General features: G+C 56.3%; 17 protein-coding genes. 11 read left to right on the top strand and 6 right to left on the bottom strand.

Features of this window, described 5'->3' with window-relative positions; all coding sequences use genetic code 11:
• The first annotated feature begins 29 nt into the window (after nucleotides 1-29).
• From mazG to eno, 3 genes are all read left to right on the top strand, one after another.
• Nucleotides 30-821, top strand: a complete 792-nt coding sequence (mazG, locus tag AB3N39_RS16735; protein ID WP_143345462.1) for a nucleoside triphosphate pyrophosphohydrolase — start codon at nucleotides 30-32, stop codon at nucleotides 819-821.
• Between the two features lie 223 nt (nucleotides 822-1,044).
• Nucleotides 1,045-2,682, top strand: coding sequence for a glutamine hydrolyzing CTP synthase (pyrG, locus tag AB3N39_RS16730; RefSeq protein WP_032648095.1), 1,638 nt, complete (start codon nucleotides 1,045-1,047; stop codon nucleotides 2,680-2,682).
• An 82-nt stretch (nucleotides 2,683-2,764) separates the two neighbouring features.
• The gene (gene eno / locus AB3N39_RS16725) at nucleotides 2,765-4,063 is read left to right on the top strand and encodes a phosphopyruvate hydratase (protein WP_024909267.1); all 1,299 of its coding nucleotides are present in this window, start codon (nucleotides 2,765-2,767) and stop codon (nucleotides 4,061-4,063) included.
• A gap of 52 nt (nucleotides 4,064-4,115) precedes the next feature.
• Here eno and AB3N39_RS16720 read toward each other — a convergent pair whose 3' ends face one another.
• Together AB3N39_RS16720 and AB3N39_RS16715 are read right to left on the bottom strand one after the other, a co-directional pair.
• Nucleotides 4,116-5,225, bottom strand: a complete 1,110-nt coding sequence (locus AB3N39_RS16720) for an SDR family oxidoreductase (protein ID WP_367896910.1) — start codon at nucleotides 5,223-5,225, stop codon at nucleotides 4,116-4,118.
• A 358-nt stretch (nucleotides 5,226-5,583) separates the two neighbouring features.
• A complete protein-coding gene (locus tag AB3N39_RS16715; RefSeq protein ID WP_367896909.1) occupies nucleotides 5,584-6,408 on the bottom strand; it encodes a MurR/RpiR family transcriptional regulator in 825 nt (274 codons plus the stop codon).
• 165 nt (nucleotides 6,409-6,573) lie between these two features.
• Here AB3N39_RS16715 and AB3N39_RS16710 point away from each other — a divergent pair, with 165 nt between their 5' ends.
• The 3 genes from AB3N39_RS16710 to queE are packed head-to-tail and all read left to right on the top strand — an operon-like array spanning nucleotide 6,574 to nucleotide 9,566.
• Nucleotides 6,574-8,133: a PTS transporter subunit EIIC gene (locus AB3N39_RS16710; protein ID WP_325814271.1), complete on the top strand. Its 1,560-nt coding sequence runs from the start codon at nucleotides 6,574-6,576 to the stop codon at nucleotides 8,131-8,133.
• The gene (locus AB3N39_RS16705; RefSeq protein ID WP_248175219.1) at nucleotides 8,133-8,840 is read left to right on the top strand and encodes an N-acetylmannosamine-6-phosphate 2-epimerase; all 708 of its coding nucleotides are present in this window, start codon (nucleotides 8,133-8,135) and stop codon (nucleotides 8,838-8,840) included. Before AB3N39_RS16710 ends, AB3N39_RS16705 begins: the two co-directional genes overlap by 1 nt.
• Nucleotides 8,841-8,894: 54 nt before the next feature.
• Nucleotides 8,895-9,566, top strand: a complete 672-nt coding sequence (gene queE / locus AB3N39_RS16700) for a 7-carboxy-7-deazaguanine synthase QueE (protein WP_023333236.1) — start codon at nucleotides 8,895-8,897, stop codon at nucleotides 9,564-9,566.
• A gap of 17 nt (nucleotides 9,567-9,583) precedes the next feature.
• Here the strand turns inward: queE and AB3N39_RS16695 are convergent, their stop codons facing one another.
• Together AB3N39_RS16695 and AB3N39_RS16690 are read right to left on the bottom strand one after the other, a co-directional pair.
• On the bottom strand, nucleotides 9,584-10,981 hold the full coding sequence (locus tag AB3N39_RS16695) for an MFS transporter (RefSeq protein ID WP_367896908.1): 1,398 nt from the start codon (nucleotides 10,979-10,981) through the stop codon (nucleotides 9,584-9,586).
• Between the two features lie 27 nt (nucleotides 10,982-11,008).
• The gene (locus AB3N39_RS16690) at nucleotides 11,009-12,178 is read right to left on the bottom strand and encodes a M20 aminoacylase family protein (protein WP_133295062.1); all 1,170 of its coding nucleotides are present in this window, start codon (nucleotides 12,176-12,178) and stop codon (nucleotides 11,009-11,011) included.
• Between the two features lie 171 nt (nucleotides 12,179-12,349).
• Here AB3N39_RS16690 and AB3N39_RS16685 point away from each other — a divergent pair, with 171 nt between their 5' ends.
• Nucleotides 12,350-14,698 (top strand): helix-turn-helix transcriptional regulator, encoded by a 2,349-nt coding sequence (locus AB3N39_RS16685; protein ID WP_367896907.1) that lies wholly within the window; start codon nucleotides 12,350-12,352, stop codon nucleotides 14,696-14,698.
• Here the strand turns inward: AB3N39_RS16685 and queD are convergent.
• Nucleotides 14,683-15,045, bottom strand: coding sequence for a 6-carboxytetrahydropterin synthase QueD (gene queD, locus AB3N39_RS16680; protein WP_111965448.1), 363 nt, complete (start codon nucleotides 15,043-15,045; stop codon nucleotides 14,683-14,685). The genes AB3N39_RS16685 and queD overlap by 16 nt on opposite strands.
• Nucleotides 15,046-15,351: 306 nt before the next feature.
• On the opposite strand from queD, the gene cysJ reads away from it, so the two are divergent.
• The 3 genes from cysJ to cysH are packed head-to-tail and all read left to right on the top strand — an operon-like array spanning nucleotide 15,352 to nucleotide 19,619.
• The gene (gene cysJ / locus AB3N39_RS16675) at nucleotides 15,352-17,157 is read left to right on the top strand and encodes an NADPH-dependent assimilatory sulfite reductase flavoprotein subunit (RefSeq protein WP_143345458.1); all 1,806 of its coding nucleotides are present in this window, start codon (nucleotides 15,352-15,354) and stop codon (nucleotides 17,155-17,157) included.
• Nucleotides 17,157-18,869 carry an assimilatory sulfite reductase (NADPH) hemoprotein subunit gene (cysI, locus tag AB3N39_RS16670; RefSeq protein ID WP_008499617.1) on the top strand — a complete coding sequence of 571 codons (1,713 nt, stop codon included), beginning with the start codon at nucleotides 17,157-17,159 and terminating at the stop codon, nucleotides 18,867-18,869. The genes cysJ and cysI overlap by 1 nt, the downstream gene beginning before the upstream one ends.
• A 15-nt stretch (nucleotides 18,870-18,884) precedes the next feature.
• Nucleotides 18,885-19,619, top strand: coding sequence for a phosphoadenosine phosphosulfate reductase (cysH, locus tag AB3N39_RS16665; protein ID WP_111965450.1), 735 nt, complete (start codon nucleotides 18,885-18,887; stop codon nucleotides 19,617-19,619).
• A gap of 47 nt (nucleotides 19,620-19,666) precedes the next feature.
• On the opposite strand, the gene AB3N39_RS16660 is transcribed toward cysH, so the two are convergent.
• Nucleotides 19,667-20,710 (bottom strand): aminopeptidase, encoded by a 1,044-nt coding sequence (locus tag AB3N39_RS16660; protein WP_133295059.1) that lies wholly within the window; start codon nucleotides 20,708-20,710, stop codon nucleotides 19,667-19,669.
• A gap of 246 nt (nucleotides 20,711-20,956) precedes the next feature.
• Between AB3N39_RS16660 and cysG the strand changes: the two genes are divergently transcribed.
• Nucleotides 20,957-22,306, top strand: a complete 1,350-nt coding sequence (gene cysG, locus AB3N39_RS16655) for a siroheme synthase CysG (RefSeq protein ID WP_172621938.1) — start codon at nucleotides 20,957-20,959, stop codon at nucleotides 22,304-22,306.
• Nucleotides 22,307-22,313 lie beyond the last annotated feature (7 nt).

Raw genomic sequence — 22,313 nt, 5'->3', positions numbered from 1 at the left:
ACCCGGCATTTTTTTATCAGGACATAACCATGACTCAAATCGACCGCCTGCTCGGCATCATGAAACGCCTGCGCGACCCGGAAAACGGCTGCCCGTGGGACAAAGAGCAGACTTTCGCTACCATTGCCCCGTACACCCTTGAAGAGACCTATGAGGTGCTGGACGCCATTTCCCGCGAAGACTTTGACGACCTGCGCGGCGAGCTGGGCGATCTGCTGTTCCAGGTGGTGTTCTATGCACAAATGGCGCAGGAAGAAGGGCGCTTTAACTTTGACGATATCTGCGCAGCAATCAGCGACAAGCTTGAGCGCCGTCATCCCCATATTTTCGGTGACGCTACCGCAGAAACCAGCACCGAAGTCCTGGCCCGCTGGGAGCAGATCAAAAGCGCCGAGCGGGCAGAAAAATCCCAGCACTCCGCGCTGGACGACATTCCGCTGAGCCTGCCCGCACTGATGCGTGCGCACAAAATCCAGAAACGCTGCTCCGCGGTGGGGTTTGACTGGACCTCTCTCGGCCCGGTGCTGGATAAAGTGCACGAAGAGATTGACGAGGTCATGCATGAAGCGCAGCAGGCGGTGGTGGATGAAGCAAAGCTTGAGGAAGAGATGGGCGACCTGCTGTTTGCGACCGTCAACCTTTCTCGCCACCTGGGTGTAAAAGCGGAAACGGCGCTGCAAAAAGCCAACCTGAAATTCGAACGCCGCTTTCGCGAAGTAGAGCGGATTGTCGCCTCGCGCGGCCTGGAAATGAGCGGTATTGACCTCGACGCGATGGAAGAAGTCTGGCAGGAAGTAAAGCGCCAGGAATCTGATCTCTAACGAAATTTTGCGATCAAGCGCAATTTGTGTGATTTTTTAAATGACAAGCGCTTGATTTGCGTCAAAAACATTTACCCAAAAGGGGCTATTTTCTCACTCCTTATGTTTGTCATGGCCTGGAATGGAGACGGAGAATGAAAGTTTGTGGCGCTCGCCGTGTTCGGGTATACTACTTTCCCGTCCTGGTTATTCCATCGTTTCACCCTAACTTCTCAGGTTCAGCATGACAACGAACTATATTTTTGTGACCGGCGGGGTCGTATCCTCTCTGGGTAAAGGCATTGCCGCAGCCTCCCTCGCAGCCATTCTTGAAGCCCGTGGCCTTAATGTGACCATGATGAAACTGGATCCGTACATCAACGTCGATCCGGGCACCATGAGCCCAATCCAACACGGGGAAGTGTTCGTTACTGAAGACGGCGCTGAAACCGATCTGGATCTTGGCCACTACGAGCGTTTCATCCGCACCAAAATGACCCGTCGTAACAACTTCACGACCGGCCGCATCTACTCCGACGTTCTGCGTAAAGAGCGCCGTGGTGACTACCTGGGTGCAACCGTTCAGGTTATCCCGCACATTACTAACGCCATCAAAGAACGCATTGTTGCGGGTGGCGAAGGCCACGACGTGGTGCTGGTTGAAATCGGCGGTACCGTGGGTGATATCGAATCCCTGCCATTCCTGGAAGCGATTCGTCAGCTGGCGGTAGACATTGGCCGTGAACACGCGCTGTTCATGCACCTGACGCTGGTGCCGTACATGGCCGCTGCAGGTGAAGTGAAAACCAAACCGACTCAGCACTCTGTTAAAGAGCTGCTTTCTATTGGTATTCAGCCAGACATCCTGGTTTGCCGCTCCGATCGCGCGGTTCCGGCGAACGAACGTGCGAAAATTGCATTGTTCTGTAACGTGCCTGAAAAAGCCGTTATTTCAATGAAAGATGTCGATTCCATTTATAAAATCCCGGGCCTGTTGAAATCTCAGGGCCTGGACGATTATATTTGTAAACGATTCAGCTTGAACTGTCCGGAAGCTAACCTGTCTGAATGGGAACAGGTTATTTACGAAGAAGCCAATCCGGCAGGCGAAGTGACTATCGGTATGGTCGGCAAGTACATCGAGCTGCCGGATGCCTATAAGTCAGTGATCGAAGCGCTGAAACACGGTGGTCTGAAGAACCGTGTCTCCGTGAACATCAAGCTGATTGATTCGCAGGATGTTGAAACGCGTGGCGTTGAAATCCTGAAAGATCTGGATGCTATCCTTATCCCTGGCGGCTTCGGCTACCGTGGTGTAGAAGGCAAGATCGCCACCGCGCGCTATGCGCGTGAAAACAATATTCCATACCTCGGCATCTGTCTGGGTATGCAGGTTGCGCTGATCGAATTTGCGCGCAACGTAGCGGGAATGGAAAACGCGAACTCTACGGAATTTGTGCCAGACTGTAAGTACCCTGTTGTGGCGCTTATCACCGAATGGCGTGACGAAGAAGGTAACGTCGAAGTCCGTACCGAGAAGAGCGATCTGGGTGGCACCATGCGTCTTGGCGCACAGGCCTGCCAGCTGACTGACGATAGCGTGGTTCGCAAGCTGTATGGCGAGCCGGTCATCACCGAGCGCCATCGTCACCGCTATGAAGTCAACAACATGTTGTTGAAACCTATTGAAGCCGCGGGCCTGCGTGTTGCGGGACGCTCCGGGGATGATCAGTTAGTCGAGATCATTGAAGTGCCAAACCATCCGTGGTTTGTCGCCTGCCAGTTCCACCCGGAATTTACTTCAACGCCACGTGACGGGCATCCGCTGTTTGCAGGCTTCGTTAAAGCCGCCAGCGACTACCAGAAGCGTCAGGCGAAGTAAAAAAAGTTAGAACGGCAACGCGTACCTTTGGTACGCGTTGTTTGTCTGGAGTTTTAGTTTAACTTGTACTGAGGAAAATCTAATGTCCAAAATCGTTAAAGTCATCGGTCGTGAAATCATCGACTCCCGTGGTAACCCGACCGTTGAAGCCGAAGTTCACCTGGAAGGTGGTTTCGTTGGTATGGCTGCTGCTCCATCAGGTGCTTCTACCGGTTCTCGCGAAGCGCTGGAACTGCGCGATGGCGACAAATCTCGCTTCCTGGGTAAAGGCGTACTGAAAGCGGTTGGCGCTGTAAACGGTCCTATTGCTCAGGCAATCATTGGCAAAGACGCTAAAGACCAGGCTGGCATCGACAAGATCATGATCGATCTGGACGGTACTGAAAACAAATCTAACTTCGGTGCGAACGCAATCCTGGCTGTTTCCCTGGCGAACGCCAAAGCGGCTGCGGCTGCTAAAGGTATGCCACTGTTCGAGCACATCGCTGAACTGAACGGCACCCCAGGCAAATACTCCATGCCTGTACCAATGATGAACATCATCAACGGTGGTGAGCACGCAGATAACAACGTTGATATTCAGGAATTCATGATTCAGCCAGTTGGCGCGAAATCCCTGAAAGAAGCGGTACGTATGGGTTCTGAAGTGTTCCACAACCTGGCTAAAGTTCTGAAAGCTAAAGGCATGAACACTGCTGTTGGTGACGAAGGTGGCTATGCGCCAAACCTGGGTTCTAACGCAGAAGCACTGGCTGTTATCGCAGAAGCAGTTAAAGCTGCTGGCTACGAGCTGGGCAAAGACATCACCCTGGCGATGGACTGTGCAGCATCTGAATTCTACAAAGACGGTAAATACGTTCTGGCTGGCGAAGGCAACAAAGCGTTCACCTCCGAAGAGTTCACTCACTTCCTGGAAGACCTGACCAAACAGTACCCAATCGTGTCTATCGAAGACGGTCTGGACGAGTCTGACTGGGCTGGCTTCGCATACCAGACTAAAGTACTGGGCGACAAAATCCAGCTGGTTGGTGACGACCTGTTCGTGACCAACACCAAGATCCTGAAAGAAGGCATCGAGAAAGGCATCGTTAACTCCATCCTGATCAAATTCAACCAGATCGGTTCTCTGACCGAAACTCTGGCTGCGATCAAAATGGCGAAAGACGCTGGCTACACCGCGGTTATCTCTCACCGTTCTGGTGAAACTGAAGACGCTACCATTGCCGACCTGGCTGTGGGTACCGCTGCAGGCCAGATCAAAACCGGTTCTATGAGCCGTTCTGACCGTGTTGCTAAATACAACCAGCTGATTCGTATCGAAGAAGCGCTGGGTGAAAAAGCACCATACAACGGTCGTAAAGAGATCAAAGGCCAGGCATAATTGCTTAAGTCTTAAAATGAAAATGCCAGTCGAATGACTGGCATTTTTTTGGCTATTTAAAATCGACCGCCATTTGCTCCGGAATGGTCAGCCCCTGGGTAGTTTGCACGCAGCGGGCGATATAATCCGTAAACCGGGGCGGCTTGGGCATTCCCATACTCAGCAGCTTATCGTTGCTGAAACGCACGTTAAGCGTGGCAAACGCACCGTATAACCGCATGGCTTTCAGCATCAGACGTTCGTTGCACGGGCCAAAAATATGTTTCAGCTCGCGGCGCATTCGGACCAGCGTTTCGTAGCTGACCTGGGCATATTTATCTCCGACGGGGGCTTTCTCCAGCGCCTGCGCCATCGCCTGATCGATATCCGCAAAGCGAACGCTGTTCTCTTCACCCGCAGAAATGTGCACCACTTCCCCCGGACGCGCGTTGCTGTTAAGCAACATTAACAGCGCGTCGGCGCAGTAATCCACTGGCACAACGTCAATCCGGTCTTCCATGGAGCACATAAACTTCTGCAGCATCAGGCCCATGCTAAAGACCCAGAAAATGCTGCTCGACGGCGTGCAGCCGTAACGGGTATGGCCGACAACGATGGACGGACGGGCGATGAGCAGGGGAAGGTTAGGGCACTCCTGGCGCATCAGCTGTTCGATGGTTGACTTCGAAAACGTGTATTCCACCAGGTGTTCAGCATTCTCTCTGAATTCGGCGCTTTCGGCGACCAGGGAATCCTGCTCCGGCGTGCATGACATCGCAGTGCCGACGTGGAGGAAACGCTGCAGTCCTGTGACCTGCTCCATACGACGCGCCAGCGCGAGCGTACCTTCAACGTTGACCTTCCAGATCAGCGGGTTGTTACCAAATGAGGCGACGGCCGCACAGTTCACGACATGCGTGACCCGATCCAGACGGGGATCGTTCAGGAAGGCTTCTGGCTGGCTGAGGTCGCCAATCAGGATATTGTCCACATTCAGGGAGGCCAGTTTGTCCTCAGGAACGTTGAACTTGCGCATATTCTCCAGTACGCGCTCCAGCCCGCTCTGCGGATCGCTGGCGCGCGCAAGCAAAAGGAGTTCTATGGATTGATCGTTGGTCAGAATTTTTTCAAGAACTGCACCGCCCAGAAATCCGGTCACGCCTGTAATCAATAACATCTTCATTAATACCGTCTCATTATGATTGATGAGGCGGATTGTAGGCGGGCAAAAGTAAACGGCATTTAAATAATAAAACGCCGAAATCAGTGGCGTCTTAAGCTTATTTTAAGGAAAGGAAATCAGGTGAAGATATTGGACATTATCGCAATGGTAAAAATTCAATCTATTAAAATTTAAATTTTAACTCGTTGAATTTAATTGATTATATAAGGTCTGTGCCGAATGGTGGACTTAATTCAAAATGTAATAAATATAATACTTTGTTACACCAAACATTTGCCGGATAAATGATGAAAACCCCACTTAACGAAAATCAGACAATATAAGGCGCAGGCCGATTTATTTAGCCTGCGAATGATTTTCAGAGCAAAAGGGGAAGCGTGGCGCTGGCTGTTTGCTGGCTAACGTCGCCGTAATGACCATCCAGCGCAATCATGGACGTGGTCAGCAGCTCGACCAGCAGCATCACCCCAACCTTAGCATTGAGTGCGCCCGCGCTCAGGGGACCCTCTGGTTTGGCCGCAACCAGCAGCATGTCGCTCAGGGATGCCAGCGGGCTGCGTGGCGTATTGCTGAGTGCCAGAACCTTAACGCCGCGCTTGCGGGCAAGCTTCACCACGTGGAGTAAATCCCGCGTTGAACCCGAACTGGAGATAGCCACGACCAGGGTCTCTTTTGAAAGCGTTGTCGCATTCATGGCCGCGCGGTGCATATCGCTGAACAGCTGCGCGGGTTTGCCCAACCGCAACAGCTTGTAGTGGAGATACTCCCCAAGGATCGCGCTGGCCGCAACGCCATAAATCTGCACGGACTGCGCCTGGTGCAGCGCCAGTGCGGCCTTTTCAAGCAGCGTGCGGTCAAGGAGCCGGGCGGTATCCTGCAAAGCTTGCACCGACTCATCCACGACGTCATCAATCTCATCGCCCGCCTGACGCGCGGGCTGGCCCTGCTGAATATCCAGCGCAAGCGCCATTTTAAATTCGTTATAGCCCTTGCAGCCCAGCGTCCGGCAAAGACGCGTGACGCTGGCCTCGCTGGTGTGGCTCTCGCGCGCCAGCTCGGTGATCGTCAGGTAGAGCACCCGGGCAGGATCGCTGAGGACAAACTCGCCGAGTTTTTGTTGTGTTGGGCTGTACCCGGAAGCCTCCTGGCGTAGCTTCAGCAGCAGGTTTTCATGGTCTGACATGCTCGATCCTTAATGCGTTTCTCTGCGACTAGTGTGGCGGAAAGCGGGGGAAAGATGCCAGTCATTTTGAAAAAGTATGATCGTCGTCCTGGTTTGTGATGATAATTTTCACTATTAAATATTTATATGGTAAAAATTTTCATCGTTTAATAAGGGGATGAAAAAATGATGCAAATATTCAGTGGGGCTTCTTCAGGAGGATGGTTTGAAAAAGCGCAGCGCTTTGGCAAATCCTTTATGTTGCCGATTGCCGTGTTGCCTGCGGCGGGTCTGCTGCTGGGGATAGGCGGCGCGCTATCGAATCCCAACACGCTGGCAGCCTATCCGTTTTTAGACGTGAGCTGGCTGCAGGCCATTTTCACCATCATGAGCAGCGCTGGATCCATCGTGTTTGCGAACCTCTCGGTGCTGTTTGCCGTTGGGGTGGCCGTCGGGCTGGCAAAAAGCGATAAGGGCACGGCCGGGCTGGCGGCATTACTCGCGTTTCTGGTGATGAATGCCACCATCAACGCGCTGCTGATCCTCACCGGCAAACTGGCGCATGAGAACCCGGGGGCCGTGGGGCAGGGCATGACGCTGGGTATTCAGACGCTGGAAACCGGCGTGTTTGGCGGCGTGGTGATTGGACTGGTGACCTGCGCGCTCCATCATCGTTTTAACAAGATTGCGCTTCCGCAGTTCCTGGGCTTTTTTGGCGGCTCGCGATTTGTCCCCATTATCAGCTCCCTGGCGGCGATACTCGTCGGTGCGCTCATGACCGTGGTCTGGCCGCATTTCCAGAAGCTGATTTTTGGTCTGGGCGGGCTGGTGGATGCTACGGGTTATCTGGGCACCCTGCTGTACGGCTTTATTCTCCGCATGCTGGGCCCGTTTGGTTTGCACCACATCTTCTATCTGCCTTTCTGGACTACCGCGCTTGGCGGGAGTGAAATCGTCAACGGACACCTCGTGGAAGGCACACAGCGGATCTTCTTCGCCCAGCTGGCCGACCCGAACACGCAGCATTTCTATGAGGGCACGTCGCGCTTCATGTCCGGGCGCTTTATTACGATGATGTTTGGCCTGCTCGGCGCGTGTCTGGCGATGTACCACACGGCAAAACCCGAGAACAAAAAGCGCGTTGCCGGGCTGCTGCTCTCTGCGGCGTTAACCTCGTTCCTTACCGGGATTACCGAGCCTATTGAGTTCTCCTTCCTGTTTATTGCGCCGGTGCTTTACGTCATTCATGCGCTGTTTGACGGGCTGGCGTTCATGCTCGCGCACATGCTGCATATCACCATCGGGCAAACCTTCTCCGGCGGCTTCATCGACTTCGTGCTGTTCGGCATTTTGCAGGGGGAGGCCAAAACCAACTGGATGTTCGTACCGCTGGTCGGCGTACCGTGGTTCTTCCTTTACTACTTTACCTTCCGCTATCTGATTAACCGTTTTGATTTCGCCACGCCGGGTCGGGAAAAGGAGGCGATGGCTGACGAGGTCAGCCTGCCGCAAAACGAACGCGCCGCTGCGGTGATCGCCGGATTAGGCGGAAAAGACAATCTGGAAGAGGTGGACTGCTGCGCCACTCGTCTTCGCGTTACGGTCAAGGACGGCAGCAAAGTGAATGACTCGGCGCTGAAAGCCACCGGGGCGCGCGGCGTTATCATGCGCGGCAACGGTGTTCAGGTCATCTATGGCCCGCACGTCACGATTATCAAAAACGAAGTGGAAGAGATCTTATCGTAATGAAAACTGTACTGGATACCCTGAAGGGAAAACTGGTCGTCTCCTGTCAGGCGCTGGAAAATGAACCGCTGCATAGCCCGTTTATTATGTCGCGAATGGCGCTGGCAGCGGCACAGGGCGGGGCCGCCGCAATTCGTGCCAACAGCGTGGTGGATATCGAGGCCATTAAGCAGCAGGTCTCTTTGCCTGTTATCGGCATCATCAAACGGGATTACCCGGAAAGCGAGGTATTTATCACCGCGACAATGAAAGAGGTGGATGAGCTCATGGCCGTCTCTCCGGAAATCATTGCGCTTGATGCGACGGCGCGGGAGCGTCCCGGCGGAGAATCTCTGGAAACGCTGGTCACGCGCATACGCTCACGCTATCCCGCGGTGCTGCTGATGGCGGATATTTCCACCGTGGGCGAAGCCGTGACGGCGCAGGCGCTGGGCTTCGACTGCGTCGGCACCACGCTTTACGGCTATACGGCGGAAACGGCGGGCCATTCGCTTCCTGAGAACGACGGCGCGTTCCTGAAGGCCGTGCTGGCCGCTGTGACGGTTCCCGTGGTTGCCGAAGGCAACGTGGATACCCCTGAACGCGCGGCCAGATGCCTGGCGCTGGGCGCGCATACGGTCGTTGTCGGCGGTGCGATCACCCGTCCACAGCAAATTACCGAGCGTTTTATGGCGGCGATTGGCGCGCAAAGCACCGATGGAGCATGACCATCCGGCGGGGATCTGCGATACTTATCGTTTATCCCCTTTACTGAGATGACTATGCAGTACCCGATTAACGAGATGTTCCAGACCCTGCAAGGCGAGGGTTACTTTACCGGCGTTCCCGCTATTTTCATTCGTTTACAGGGATGCCCGGTTGGCTGTGCCTGGTGTGATACCAAACATACGTGGGATAAGCTCGCAGATCGGGAAGTATCGCTGTTTAGCATTCTGGCGAAAACCAAAGAGAGCGATAAATGGGGCGCGGGCAGTTCAGAAGATCTGCTGGCCATTATTGGTCGTCAGGGCTGGACGGCGCGCCATGTGGTGATCACCGGCGGTGAGCCCTGCATCCACGATCTGACGCCGCTGACCGAGCTGCTCGAAAAGAACGGCTACAGCTGCCAGATTGAAACCAGCGGCACCCATGAAGTGCGCTGTTCACACACCACCTGGGTGACGGTATCGCCAAAAGTGAATATGCGCGGCGGGTATGACGTGCTGTCTCAGGCGCTGGAACGCGCGGATGAGATTAAGCACCCGGTTGGGCGCGTGCGTGATATCGAAGCGCTGGATGAACTGCTGGCAACGCTGACGGATGAAAAGCAGCGCGTCATTGCGCTACAGCCGATCAGCCAGAAAGACGACGCGACGCGCCTGTGCATTGAAACCTGTATTGCGCGCAACTGGCGCCTGTCGATGCAGACGCACAAGTACCTGAATATTGCCTGACCCTTTCGTGGCCCCGCCTATTGCGGGGCCCGACCTGAAGGGAGTAACGCCCAGGTCACTCCCACCGAAGCGAGACACATCGCGCTGTTGAAAAGGAGGGCATACTGTGCGGCGCTGGCCATGCCCAGCGGCAGCAGCAGCGCATAGAGCGACGCGGTAACCGCGATCCCCATCGCTCCCCCCAGCGAGCTGCCCATTTTGTACACCCCCGAGGCCACCCCGACTTTGTTTTCTGGCGCGTTCATCACCGCCGTATCTGTTGACGGCGTGGCGTAACATCCCAGCCCCAGACCAAATAAAATGTTACTGAGAAAGACGGTGACGATGTAGATCTCCTTGCTTAAAAACGTGCAGGAGATGAGCGTGATGCCCGTTGCGGTCAGCAGCGGCCCGGTCATCATCGGCAGGCGCGCGCCGTAGCGCTGAAGCAGCTTTTCCCCTACCCGGATCATCGCCAGCACGGTAATCAGATACCCCAGCGTCATCATGCCGGTTTGCAATGGCGACAGACGGTGGCCCTGCTGCAGCCAGATGCTGGCGATCATCATGGTGCCAATGCAGCCGTTGAGCAAAAAGTTAGAGAATACCGAGGCGCTGTAGGCCCGGTTTTTAAACAGGGCAAAATCAATCAGCGCCGCGTCACCCTTGCGTCGCCCGGTGAGCACAAAGCAGGCCGCTGCCAGCGTGGAGCCCCCCAGCACCAGCAGCGACAGGCCGCTGCTCCAGCCCCAGCCGTGGCCTTTGCTGATAAACAGGTTCAGCAGCACCAGCATAAGGACAAAACTCACCAGGCCGCCAATATCCAGCTTATGGCGACGTGCGCCGTCGCTTCGGCTTTCCGGCGTGCCGCGGATCAGCAGGAGTGCCATCGCCGCCACCAGCATGGAAAAAATAAAGATCCATCGCCAGCCGAGCGTGGTGGCGATGGCGCCGCCGACAAACGAGCTCAGCCCGCTGCCGCCCCATGAACCAATCACCCAAAAGCTGATTGCCCGCTGGCGAGCGTTGCCTTGATACCAGGTTTTAATCAGCGCCAGGGTGGCGGGCATGATGCAGGCCGCTGACAGCCCCTGTATCGCTCTCCCCAGCAGAAACAGAACCGGCTCCCACGAGAAAAAAAGCAGGGCGCTGCCGATGATGCTCAGCGCGAGGCCAATGTAGGTCATACGCACGCGGCCAAACTTATCGGCAAAGCCGCCGCAGGCAACGACAAAACAGCCGCTGAACAAGGCGCTAAGGCTGACCGCCAGCGTGAGGGTTTCAAGGGAGATAGCGAGGCTGTTTTTCATTGCCGGGACAACGTTTATCACCGACTGCGCAAATAACCAGAAGGTCAGAACGCTCATCACAATACCGGCCAGCAGCCGATCGTTACCGGCGTAGGACGGTGTGCCTGTCAGGGGTACGGTACTCATCGTGCGGCCCTCCGGGGTTGGTGCGAATCAGCGCAGATAGTGCTCGGTCAACGCACTCCAGAGTGCCGCGCCGGTAAGCAGAAGCTTGTCGTTAAAGTCATAGCCTGGGTTATGCACCATGCAGCGGTCCGGCTCATCGCCAGCGCCGAGGGTGAAGTAACAGCCGTTGGGGTTTTTCTCGAGCATGAACGCAAAATCTTCGCTTCCCATAAAGGCATTCACCGACGCGACGGCATCCTGACCGAACAGGTCGGTCGCCACCGTGCGCACCATGTCATTGGCCTGCGGGCTATTGCGCAGCACCGGGCTGCCGTTGACGTGACGGATCGTGGCCGTGGCGTTGAAGCTTTCAGCCTGTGCCACGGCAATGTCGTGGATTCGCTGCAGGACGGTTTGACGCACCGCTTCGTCCAGCGTGCGCACGGTCAGCTTCATTAATACCTTATCGTTGATAATATTCGGGGCATGTCCCGCCTGGATGCTGCCCACGGTTACGACGACCGGCTGGAATGGGGTGATATTCCTCGACACAATCGACTGCAGGGCGAGGGTGATATGGCAGGCAACCAGCGTGGCATCAACGGTGTGTTCCGGAACGGCGCCGTGACCCCCTACGCCGTTCACCTCAATATGAACGGTGTCAGAGGAGGCCATCATGGCGCCATCGCGCAGGCCAATTTTCCCAAGCGGCTGGGAGGGCATGTTGTGCAGGCCAAAAATATGGTCGCAGGGGAATTGTTCAAACAGGCCATCTTCAACCATGACGCGCCCGCCATACAGCAGCTCTTCGGCTGGCTGAAAAATCAGATGCAGCGTGCCGCTAAAGTTGCGGGTTCGGGCCAGATACTCTGCGGCATAAAGCAGGGTAGTGGTGTGGCCATCGTGCCCGCAGCCGTGAAATTTACCTTCAACCGTGCTGCTCCACGCTTTGCCGCTATTTTCCTGCATCGGCAGCGCATCCATATCGGCGCGCAGACCCAGACGTTTGCTGCCGTTTCCTACCTTAAGGGTGCCGACCACCCCGGTTTTGGCCATTCCCCGGTGGACCTCATAGCCCCACTGCCCCAGGAGTGACGCGACGCGGTCGCTGGTTTTGTGCTCCTCGAAGCCTGTTTCGGGATGTCGGTGAAACTCTCGGCGTAATTCAGTGAACTGAGCCTCGGAGCCTCGCAGCGCGTCAACAATTGGATGTGTCATTTTTGTTATCCTTTTCCTGCCAAATGGTGTTAGTTTCGAGTTTATGTCGATCGCATTGCCGGAAAATGTCCTTTTTTGTTGTAAATCGACGCCTTTTTTCTGATTGTTTTTCATACGATTCGGTTATGACAAAAAAGAGTGCGTCATTTTTTGTCTTCGTGGAGGGGGCGAATGGAACATCGTGGAAATGAGTTTGCGATAGCCGTTGAGGACATTCGCCTGTTCGCGCAGGATGAAGGCGATTTGCTGACGATACTGTGGGTGCTGGAAGGGCAAGCTGAACTGCAAACCGAGGCGGGACTAGAAAGGGTTCCGACAAATGGCCTTGTAGTGATAAACCGCCATCAGCGATGGAGGCTTATCAGCCAGAACGCGAATGTGACTCTGCGTGTCGTTCTATCCGGACGCTGGGTAATCCAGCTGTACAATGATTTTTTTGCCCATGATTACGCGGTTCCGGAGGAGTCAGGCGGGCGCTGGCCGCAGTGTGACGAGCTTCGGCACCTGCTGCGCCAGCTGCTGGTGGTGACGCTCGTCAACGATCCGCATCGCTACCGGCTGGAGGCGAATCGCTGGCTGAGCGAGATCCTGCTGCTGCTGATTGGTCGCTTTCAGCAGCCCGTCCGCCAGAAACCCCGGAACCAGCACGCCAACGTAAGCAAGCGCATCGCCCGTGTACTGGAGCGGATCGACGCCAGCTACACCCGCCGCATTACGTTGGCCGAAATCGCAGAGAGTGAGTTCGTCTCAGAAGCGTGGCTCTCTCGTCTCTTTAGAAAAGAGACGGGAGCTAGTTTTATGCAGTACATCACTGCCCTGCGGCTGGAGAAAGCGGCTGACGCCCTGTGTCTCACCAGCCGCCCTCTGCATCAGATTGCGCTGGAGAATGGATTTGCCAGCACACGTATGATGACCGATAGTTTCCAGCGCTATCACAATATGTCTCCAGGTGAGTTTCGTAAGGCCGGGCGTCATCGTCCCCTTGCGTTCCGCCCGCGCACGACCGTGGATGAACAGCGTTTCCCTGTTGCGGTAGATACGTTATTTAGCCTGCTTAACGACGCTGAGACCCGCGGTTGGGAACCCTCGCCGCTAACCTACTCCCCGTGTCAGGAGCGGATACTGGATGTGCAGCAGCTTTATCCGCTCTCTTCCGCGCTGCGCCGCACGCGGCTGGTCATCACCCTGCGCGAGCTAGACGATTTGCTGCGAGAGGATGTTCGTCGGCATCTGGAGGCGCTACACGAGGCGATCCCGATTGAGGGTATTGATATCGCCGAACCTTTTCTCAGCAGCCGTCTGTTCGCTACGGGATGGGACGATCCCCAAATGGCGGGCTACGCCTGTTGGTATCATCTGCAGCAATTGTTTACCTGGGTGGCGAAAAAAGGCTGGACGGTCCTGCTGCACACGGGGGTCACTACCCGATGCGATCTCCTGACGCGCTTTTTGCAGCTTTCGGTTAACCGATTTTTGCCCGACATTACCGCTGGCTGGCACGTCGTCATGCACTGGTCTCCCCAGGCTAACGCGGAAACCCAGGAGCACGCCTGGCGGGCGCAGCGGGCGGCGCTGAGGGCCTACCTTCCGCAGGCAAAATTTGGGGTGTGGCATCGCTTCTCCCCCGATGGTAGCGAGCTGAGCGGTGACGCGCTGTTCCGTTCTGACATTCTGGACGAGGCTGATTTCCTCGCATGTCCGGCAGATGCCAACGAGCTGCTCGATCTGGCGCAGCTGGATCCCGCGCATCTTTCCTCTTCTGAAAATTACCCGGTGCTAAAGGTCCGCCAGATCCTCGCCGCCCTTCGCCAGCGGCAGCGGACGCTGCCGGTATGGTTACTCTCATGGAACACTCTTACGGGGAATACGCGGGCGACCAACGGCTGGTTTTTTCGCGGTGCGCTGTTGATGCAGAATCTGCTCGGGCTTTCAGAACAGGTATGGCTGGCGGGATTCTGGCTTAATTCTGGTTTACAGGGGGAAGCGAGGGCGAACAACACCCTCGATACATCAAGCCTTGCGCTTCAATATAATCACGGCCTTCCACGGCCCATCTACTGGGTACTCTGGCTGTGGCAGCGTCTGCGGGGAGAGGTGCTCGTTAACGACAAGAGCGTGCTGCTGCTCCGCCATCAGGGGCGATATCAACTGCTGTTGCGTAACGTGGTGGTCTTCAATCCTCTGCTCTCCAGCGAGGAGGCCTTTATTCAGCGTTTTCGCCAGCAGTATCATCTTGAGCTACGAGGAATGCGCGGTCACTGGCGCATTAAGAGCCATTTGTTCGATCGGCACAACGGTGCGCTCTATCCGTTGCTGGAAGGAGTACACAGCGACAGCGGGCCTGATGAGGAGATGTGGCGCTGGATTGCGCACAAAGCGCGCCCAACGCTTTCCTTACGCGATGAACGGCTTTATGACGGCTGGCAAATTACAGAATCGCTGGAAAGTAACGCGCTTGTGCTCTATGAGTTCACGCCGCTAAACGTGCGTGGGGAAGAGGAGAATCACTCCCCGCGATAGATGCAGCCCGCGGTGCAGGTCTCTTTGATCATCACCGCGCTCAGCAGCGGTACCAGCGGCTTCATCTGATCCCAAATCCATTTTGCCAGCACTTCGCTGGTCGGGTTTTCAAGGCCCGGGATCTCATTCAGGTAATAGTGATCCAGACGATCGTAGGTCGGCTTAAACGCCGCCTTCAGCTCGGCAAAATCCATGATCCAACCGGTATGCGGATCAACTTCACCGGTGATCTCAAGACGCACCATGAACGAATGCCCGTGCAGACGGCCACATTTATGTCCTTCAGGGACATGCGGAAGGTGGTGGGCGGCTTCGAAGGTGAAATCTTTAAACAGTGTGGTGGACATGATCGCTCTCAGTAATGCGGAAAAAACCGCCGCATAGTACCGGAAAGCACAATTTTTAGCATTAACTAAAACGGCTCTGAGCGTCCACCGCCTCGTATTCGGGGTGTTTATCGCTATTTGTTCTTATATTTCAAATAATTATTTAATCGGTTTTATCGCTAAGCATGACAACCAAAACAGGTTAGTCCATTTGGTTATTTATTATTTCCATCCCTTCTTTAATTGTTATTATCCTCGCCGTTAACCTTATCTTCAGTTTGGATTTATTCGCTTAAAGTCCGCTTGGCTACTGGAACATAACGACGCATGACAACACAGGCCCCACCTTCAAATTTGCTTCCCCTGAACCCGGAGCAACTGGCGCGCCTTCAGGCTGCCACCTCTGATTTTTCTCCCACTCAGCTTGCCTGGGTCTCCGGTTATTTCTGGGGAATGCTCAATCAGCAGCCTGGCGCTGTGGCGGGTGCACCGGCTACGGCCGTTGAGATTCCGGCCATTACCCTGATTTCCGCCTCGCAGACGGGCAACGCCCGCCGCGTGGCCGAAGCGCTGCGCGACGACCTGCTGGCCGCTAAACTGAACGTGAACCTGGTCAACGCCGGGGATTATAAATTCAAGCAAATCGCGTCGGAAAAACTGCTGGTGGTGGTCGCCTCTACGCAAGGTGAAGGTGAACCTGCTGAAGAAGCGGTGGCGCTGCATAAGTTCCTGTTCTCGAAAAAAGCGCCGAAGCTGGATGGGACGGCGTTTGCCGTCTTTGGCCTGGGCGATACCTCCTATGAATTCTTCTGCCAGTCCGGCAAAGACTTCGACAGCAGGCTGGCGGAGCTGGGCGCGGAGCGTCTGCTGGACCGCGTTGATGCGGATGTCGAATACCAGACCGCCGCCGCTGAATGGCGCGCCCGCATCGTTGAAGTGCTAAAAGCGCGCGTGCCGAAAGAGACCTCGACGCAGGCCGCGTTCACCGCGACGGGTGCTGTCAACGACATCCACACCAGCCCGTACACCAAAGAGGCGCCGCTGACGGCGAGCCTGTCGGTGAACCAGAAAATTACCGGCCGCGACTCAGAAAAAGACGTGCGTCATATCGAAATCGATTTAGGCGACTCGGGGCTGCGCTATCAGCCTGGCGATGCGCTGGGCGTCTGGTATCAGAACGATCCGGCGCTGGTGAAAGAGCTGGTTGAGCTGCTGTGGCTGAAAGGCGACGAGCCTGTCACCGTTGACGGCAAATCGCTGCCGTTATCCGAGGCGTTGCAGTGGCATTTCGAACTGACGGTGAATACCCCGAATATCGTCGAAAATTATGCCACCTTAACGCGCAGCGAATCCCTGCTGCCGCTTGTGGGCGACAAGGCGAAGCTGCAGCATTACGCCGCGACGACGCCGATTGTCGATATGGTGCGTTTCTCTCCGGCTCAGCTGGATGCCGATGCGCTGATCGGCCTGCTGCGTCCGCTAACCCCGCGCCTGTACTCCATCGCCTCTTCGCAGGCCGAAGTGGAGAGTGAAGTGCATGTTACCGTCGGCGTGGTGCGCTACGACATCGAAGGCCGCGCGCGCGCGGGTGGGGCGTCGAGCTTCCTGGCCGATCGCGTGGAAGAAGAGGGCGAAGTGCGCGTTTTTATCGAGCACAACGACAACTTCCGCCTGCCGGCAAACCCGGAAACACCGGTCATCATGATTGGCCCGGGCACCGGCATTGCGCCGTTCCGCGCCTTCATGCAGCAGCGCGCGGCAGACGGCGCGTCGGGTAAGAACTGGCTGTTCTTCGGCAATCCGCACTTTACCGAAGATTTCCTCTACCAGGTTGAGTGGCAGCGCTATGTGAAAGAAGGCGTACTGACCCGCATCGATCTGGCCTGGTCTCGCGACCAGAAAGAAAAAGTATACGTACAAGACAAACTGCGCGAACAGGGCGCAGAGCTGTGGCGCTGGATCAATGACGGTGCCCACATTTATGTCTGCGGCGACGCCAATCGCATGGCGAAAGACGTTGAGCAGGCACTGCTGGAAGTGATTGCCGAATTCGGCGGTATGGATGCCGAAACGGCAGATGAATTTTTAAGTGAGCTGCGCGTTGAGCGCCGTTATCAGCGAGATGTCTACTAATGAGCGAAAAACATCCAGGGCCACTGGTGGTCGAAGGTAAACTGACAGACGCCGAGCGCATGAAGCTGGAAAGCAACTATCTGCGCGGCACCATTGCTGAAGATCTGAATGACGGTCTCACCGGCGGTTTCAAAGGCGACAACTTCCTGCTGATCCGCTTCCACGGCATGTACCAGCAGGACGACCGCGACATCCGTGCCGAGCGTGCCGAGCAGAAGCTGGAGCCGCGTCACGCGATGCTGCTGCGCTGCCGTCTGCCGGGTGGGGTGATTACCACCAAACAGTGGCAGGCGATCGACAAGTTTGCCGGTGAAAACACGATTTATGGCAGCATTCGTCTGACCAACCGTCAGACCTTCCAGTTCCACGGCATTCTGAAGAAGAACGTCAAGCCGGTGCACCAGATGCTGCACTCGGTCGGGCTGGACGCGCTGGCGACCGCCAACGACATGAACCGTAACGTGCTCTGCACCTCGAACCCGTATGAGTCCGAGCTGCACGCCGAAGCCTACGAGTGGGCGAAGAAGATCTCTGAGCACCTGCTGCCGCGTACGCGCGCCTATGCCGAGATTTGGCTCGATCAGGAAAAAGTCGCGACCACCGACGAAGAGCCGATCCTTGGCCAGACCTACCTGCCGCGCAAGTTTAAAACCACGGTAGTGATCCCGCCGCAGAACGATATCGACCTGCACGCCAACGACATGAACTTCGTGGCGATAGCCGAAAACGGCAAGCTGGTGGGCTTTAACCTGCTGGTGGGCGGCGGCCTGTCCATCGAACACGGTAACAAGAAAACCTACGCCCGCACCGCGAGCGAGTTCGGCTTCCTGCCGCTGGAGCATACGCTGGCCGTGGCGGAAGCGGTGGTGACGACCCAGCGCGACTGGGGTAACCGTACCGACCGTAAAAACGCGAAAACCAAATACACCCTGGAGCGCGTGGGCGTGGAGACGTTCAAAGCGGAAGTGGAGCGTCGCGCGGGCATCAAGTTTGAGCCGATCCGCCCTTACGAATTCACCGGTCGCGGCGATCGCATTGGCTGGGTGAAGGGTATCGACAATAAATGGCACCTGACGCTGTTTATCGAAAACGGCCGTATTCTGGATTATCCGGGGCGTCCGCTGAAAACCGGCCTGCTGGAAATTGCGAAGATCCATAAGGGCGAGTTCCGCATTACGGCTAACCAGAACCTGATCATTGCCGGCGTGCCGGAAAGCCAGAAGGCGAAGATCGAGAAGCTGGCGCGCGAACATGGATTGATGGATGCGGTGAAGCCGCAGCGTGAAAACTCAATGGCCTGCGTGTCGTTCCCGACCTGTCCGCTGGCGATGGCCGAAGCGGAACGTTTCCTGCCGTCGTTTACCGACAAAGTGGAAGCGATTCTGGAAAAACACGGCATTCCGGACGAGCATATTGTTATGCGCGTCACCGGTTGTCCGAACGGCTGCGGTCGCGCGATGCTGGCCGAGCTCGGTCTGGTGGGGAAAGCGCCGGGGCGCTATAACCTGCATCTGGGCGGTAACCGTATCGGCACGCGCATTCCGCGCATGTTCCGCGAGAACATCACCGAGCCGGAAATTCTTGATTCCATCGACGAGCTTGTCGGGCGCTGGGCGAAAGAGCGCGAAGCGGGTGAAGGCTTCGGCGACTTTACGGTGCGTGCGGGCATCATTCGCCCGGTGCTCGATCCCGCAAGGGATTTCTGGGAGTAACCACGAGAGGTAACTATGTCCGAACTCGATCTAAACGCCCTTAATGACCTGCCAAAAGTCGAACGTATTCTGGCGCTGGCAGAAACCAATGCCCACCTTGAAAAGCTGGACGCCGAAGGGCGCGTGGCGTGGGCGCTGGAAAACCTGCCGGGAGAATATGTGCTCTCGTCGAGCTTTGGTATTCAGGCGGCGGTCAGCCTGCATCTGGTGAATCAGATCCGTCCGGACATTCCGGTGATCCTCACCGATACCGGCTACCTGTTCCCGGAAACCTATCAGTTTATTGACGAGCTGACGGACAAGCTCAAGCTGAACCTCAAGGTCTACCGCGCGACGGAAAGCGCGGCCTGGCAGGAGGCGCGCTACGGTAAGCTGTGGGAACAGGGCGTTGAGGGCATTGAGAAATACAATGAGATTAACAAGGTCGAGCCGATGAACCGGGCGCTGAAAGAGCTTAATGCGCAGACGTGGTTTGCGGGCCTGCGCCGCGAGCAGTCCGGCAGCCGGGCAACCTTACCGGTGCTGGCGGTGCAGCGCGGGGTGTTTAAAGTGCTGCCGATTATCGACTGGGATAACCGGACGGTGTACCAGTATCTGCAAAAACACGGGCTGAAGTACCATCCGCTGTGGGATCAGGGCTATCTGTCAGTGGGGGATACCCACACCACGCGTAAGTGGGAACCGGGAATGGCGGAAGAAGAGACGCGATTCTTCGGGCTGAAGCGCGAGTGCGGGTTGCACGAAGGGTGATAACCTTTTTGCCCGGTAAGGCGTAGCCGCCACCGGGCTTAACGGCCTCAGGCTTTCCCCGCTTTCGCCAGCTCCTTCACCAGCGGCAACATCACCTTCACTACATCACGGCTGCGGTGTTCAATCCGCTGCGGCAGCGCGCGATCGATGTGCTGCTGATTATCCAGCATCACGTTGTGCCAGCTTGTCCCGTCCGGGAAGGCTTTCGATTTAGCCCGCTGCTGGTAGCCATCTTTTTTGCCCAGTGTCCAGTTTGTGGCTTCCACGTACAGCACCGGAATGCCCGCCTTATCGAACACTTCCCCGTCGTTGCAGCAGCCTGTGCCTCGCGGATAATCCGGGTTACCGCCGGGATTGCTGGTGGCATAAACGCCATGGCTGCGGGCAATGGCCAGCGCACGGTCGCGCGTCAGTTTTCGCACGGTACCCGGCGTACTCTGCCCGCTGTTGAAATAGAGCTTGTCGCCGACGATCAGGTTGTCGAGGTTGATCACCAGCAGCGTATTTTTCTTCTCCTCGGCGCTCATGCGTTTAAGGAGATTCTCAGCGCCGAGTTTGCCCTCTTCTTCACCGCTGGTGGCAACAAAACGAATGCCATACTGGGTTGGAATATCTTTCATCCGCTCGGCCAGTTCGAGCATCACGCCCAGGCCTGCAGCGTTGTCGTCCATGCCCTGCAGCGTCAGCCCGCCGAGGTTGTTATCCGTGTCGGCATCGCTCATCGGAGCGTAGGTATCAAGGTGCGCCATAATAATAATTTGCTCTTTTGCGCTTCCTTCGTGGGCCGCAATCACCGTACTGCCGGTCACGTTATGCCAGTTTTTCGTTTTATTTCGCGAGGTATAGACGTAGCGGCTGTGAAACGACCGGATGTCGCTCTGGTAACCCATCTCAGCAAACTGCTGGCGAAGATAGTCCGCGGAGAGCATTTCCGCAGGCGAGCCGGTCATGCGGCCAGGGAAAACGGTGGCAATATGCCGCGCCTGCATATTGGCGATTTCACCATAAGGTTGGTTTTTTGCCTGAGCAGGAAGAATAAAGCAAACGCCGAGCGCCAGGGCAGCAATACGGTGGCGCGTTGCGGAAAACATAGTGAGTCCTTAAAAACAGAGCAAAATAATAACCCGCCTAGTATGAAACTGTGATCGTCCATACACAATTTGAATTGCTCTTAAATGCCCGAAATTTCGCGCGTTAAGCACTTTTTGGTATTAGCATTTTCATGGCGTTATTCCATTGAGTAACTACTCATTCCAATTCGTAATTTCATTCGGTCTAAGCCGCCCCCTATAGTCCCTCTATTCCTCGTTGTTAGTGAGTTGTTGCCTGTGGACTATCTGCCCTTATTTGCTGCGATTAAAGAGAAACCGGTGCTGGTTGTTGGCACGGGTGAAATCGCCGATCGCAAAATCGCGTTTCTACAGCGCGCAGGGGCCCAGGTGCAGGTCGTTGCAGAGGCGGATTTCGACGAGTCACAAATCGACAGCGTGGTGCTGGTAATTGCGGCGACCGAAGATCGTGAACTGAACCAGCGGATCTCCGACGCCGCGCAGGCCCGTTACCGCCTGGTGAACGTGGTGGACGACCAGCCTTTATGCTCGTTTATTTTCCCGTCGATCGTTGACCGCTCGCCGCTGCTGGTGGCGATCTCCTCCGGCGGTACCGCACCGGTGCTGGCGCGTGTGCTGCGTGAAAAAATCGAAGCGCTGCTGCCGACCAGCCTCGGGCGCATGGCGGAGAAAGCCAGCTACTGGCGTAGCCACCTGAAAACCCGCCTGACCAGCGTGACGGAACGCCGTCGCTTCTGGGAACGCGTGTTTCGCGGCCGCTTCGCCAGCCTGATGCATGCCGGCAATGAAACGGCTGCGCAAAAAATCCTCGAGGATGAACTGGATAACCCCGGCAGCACGGGCGGGGAGATCATCCTGGTGGGCGCGGGGCCTGGCGATGCCGGGCTCCTGACGCTGCGCGGCCTGCAGGTGCTGCAGGACGCGGACGTCGTGTTCTACGACCATCTGGTCACCGACGGCGTGCGCGAACTGATCCGTCGCGACGCGGAGCAAATCTGCGTGGGCAAACGGGCTGGCGAGCACTCGGTGCCGCAGCACGACACCAACCAGATGCTGGTTGACGCCGCCAAAGCGGGCAAAACCGTGGTGCGCCTGAAGGGGGGCGATCCGTTTATCTTTGGCCGCGGCGGCGAAGAGCTGCAGGCGGCAGCCGAAGCGGGCATACCGTTCCAGGTGGTGCCCGGCATTACGGCGGCCTCTGCGGTGACGGCCTACGCCGGTATTCCTCTGACCCATCGCGATTACGCCCAGAGCGTCACCTTTGTGACCGGCCACTACAAGGCGGACAGCACGCCGTTCGACTGGTCGCATCTCGCCCAGAGCCGCCAGACGCTGGCGATATACATGGGCACGATGAAGGCGGCGGACATCAGCGAACAGCTTATTCAGCACGGTCGCGAGGCGACGACGCCCGTTGCCGTCATTTCTCGCGGCACGCGCGTCGATCAGCACGTTGCGACGGGCACGCTGGAACATCTTGCAACCCTGGCGAAAGACGCCCCTATGCCCGCCCTGATCGTGGTGGGTGAAGTGGTGCAGCTGCACAGCACGCTCGCCTGGTTCCAACACACAACCGATACAGAAGGCTTTGGTTCTTCTGTTGTAAATTTGGCTTAAGGAACGG

This window comes from Enterobacter vonholyi, assembly GCF_040834095.1.
In the GTDB taxonomy this organism is placed as follows: Bacteria; Pseudomonadota; Gammaproteobacteria; order Enterobacterales; family Enterobacteriaceae; genus Enterobacter; species Enterobacter vonholyi.
The sequence above is the reverse complement of the archived record's forward strand: the minus strand, read 5'-3'. Positions and strand labels throughout refer to the sequence as shown.

Excerpts from the sequence above, each read along its gene's own strand:
- mazG (WP_143345462.1), top strand. The coding sequence starts at position 30 with ATGACTCAAATCGACCGCCTGCTCGGCATCATGAAACGCCTGCGCGAC.
- pyrG (WP_032648095.1), top strand. The coding sequence starts at position 1,045 with ATGACAACGAACTATATTTTTGTGACCGGCGGGGTCGTATCCTCTCTG.
- eno (WP_024909267.1), top strand. The coding sequence starts at position 2,765 with ATGTCCAAAATCGTTAAAGTCATCGGTCGTGAAATCATCGACTCCCGT.
- AB3N39_RS16720 (WP_367896910.1), bottom strand. The coding sequence starts at position 5,225 with ATGAAGATGTTATTGATTACAGGCGTGACCGGATTTCTGGGCGGTGCA.
- AB3N39_RS16715 (WP_367896909.1), bottom strand. The coding sequence starts at position 6,408 with ATGTCAGACCATGAAAACCTGCTGCTGAAGCTACGCCAGGAGGCTTCC.
- AB3N39_RS16710 (WP_325814271.1), top strand. The coding sequence starts at position 6,574 with ATGATGCAAATATTCAGTGGGGCTTCTTCAGGAGGATGGTTTGAAAAA.
- AB3N39_RS16705 (WP_248175219.1), top strand. The coding sequence starts at position 8,133 with ATGAAAACTGTACTGGATACCCTGAAGGGAAAACTGGTCGTCTCCTGT.
- queE (WP_023333236.1), top strand. The coding sequence starts at position 8,895 with ATGCAGTACCCGATTAACGAGATGTTCCAGACCCTGCAAGGCGAGGGT.
- AB3N39_RS16695 (WP_367896908.1), bottom strand. The coding sequence starts at position 10,981 with ATGAGTACCGTACCCCTGACAGGCACACCGTCCTACGCCGGTAACGAT.
- AB3N39_RS16690 (WP_133295062.1), bottom strand. The coding sequence starts at position 12,178 with ATGACACATCCAATTGTTGACGCGCTGCGAGGCTCCGAGGCTCAGTTC.
- AB3N39_RS16685 (WP_367896907.1), top strand. The coding sequence starts at position 12,350 with ATGGAACATCGTGGAAATGAGTTTGCGATAGCCGTTGAGGACATTCGC.
- queD (WP_111965448.1), bottom strand. The coding sequence starts at position 15,045 with ATGTCCACCACACTGTTTAAAGATTTCACCTTCGAAGCCGCCCACCAC.
- cysJ (WP_143345458.1), top strand. The coding sequence starts at position 15,352 with ATGACAACACAGGCCCCACCTTCAAATTTGCTTCCCCTGAACCCGGAG.
- cysI (WP_008499617.1), top strand. The coding sequence starts at position 17,157 with ATGAGCGAAAAACATCCAGGGCCACTGGTGGTCGAAGGTAAACTGACA.
- cysH (WP_111965450.1), top strand. The coding sequence starts at position 18,885 with ATGTCCGAACTCGATCTAAACGCCCTTAATGACCTGCCAAAAGTCGAA.
- AB3N39_RS16660 (WP_133295059.1), bottom strand. The coding sequence starts at position 20,710 with ATGTTTTCCGCAACGCGCCACCGTATTGCTGCCCTGGCGCTCGGCGTT.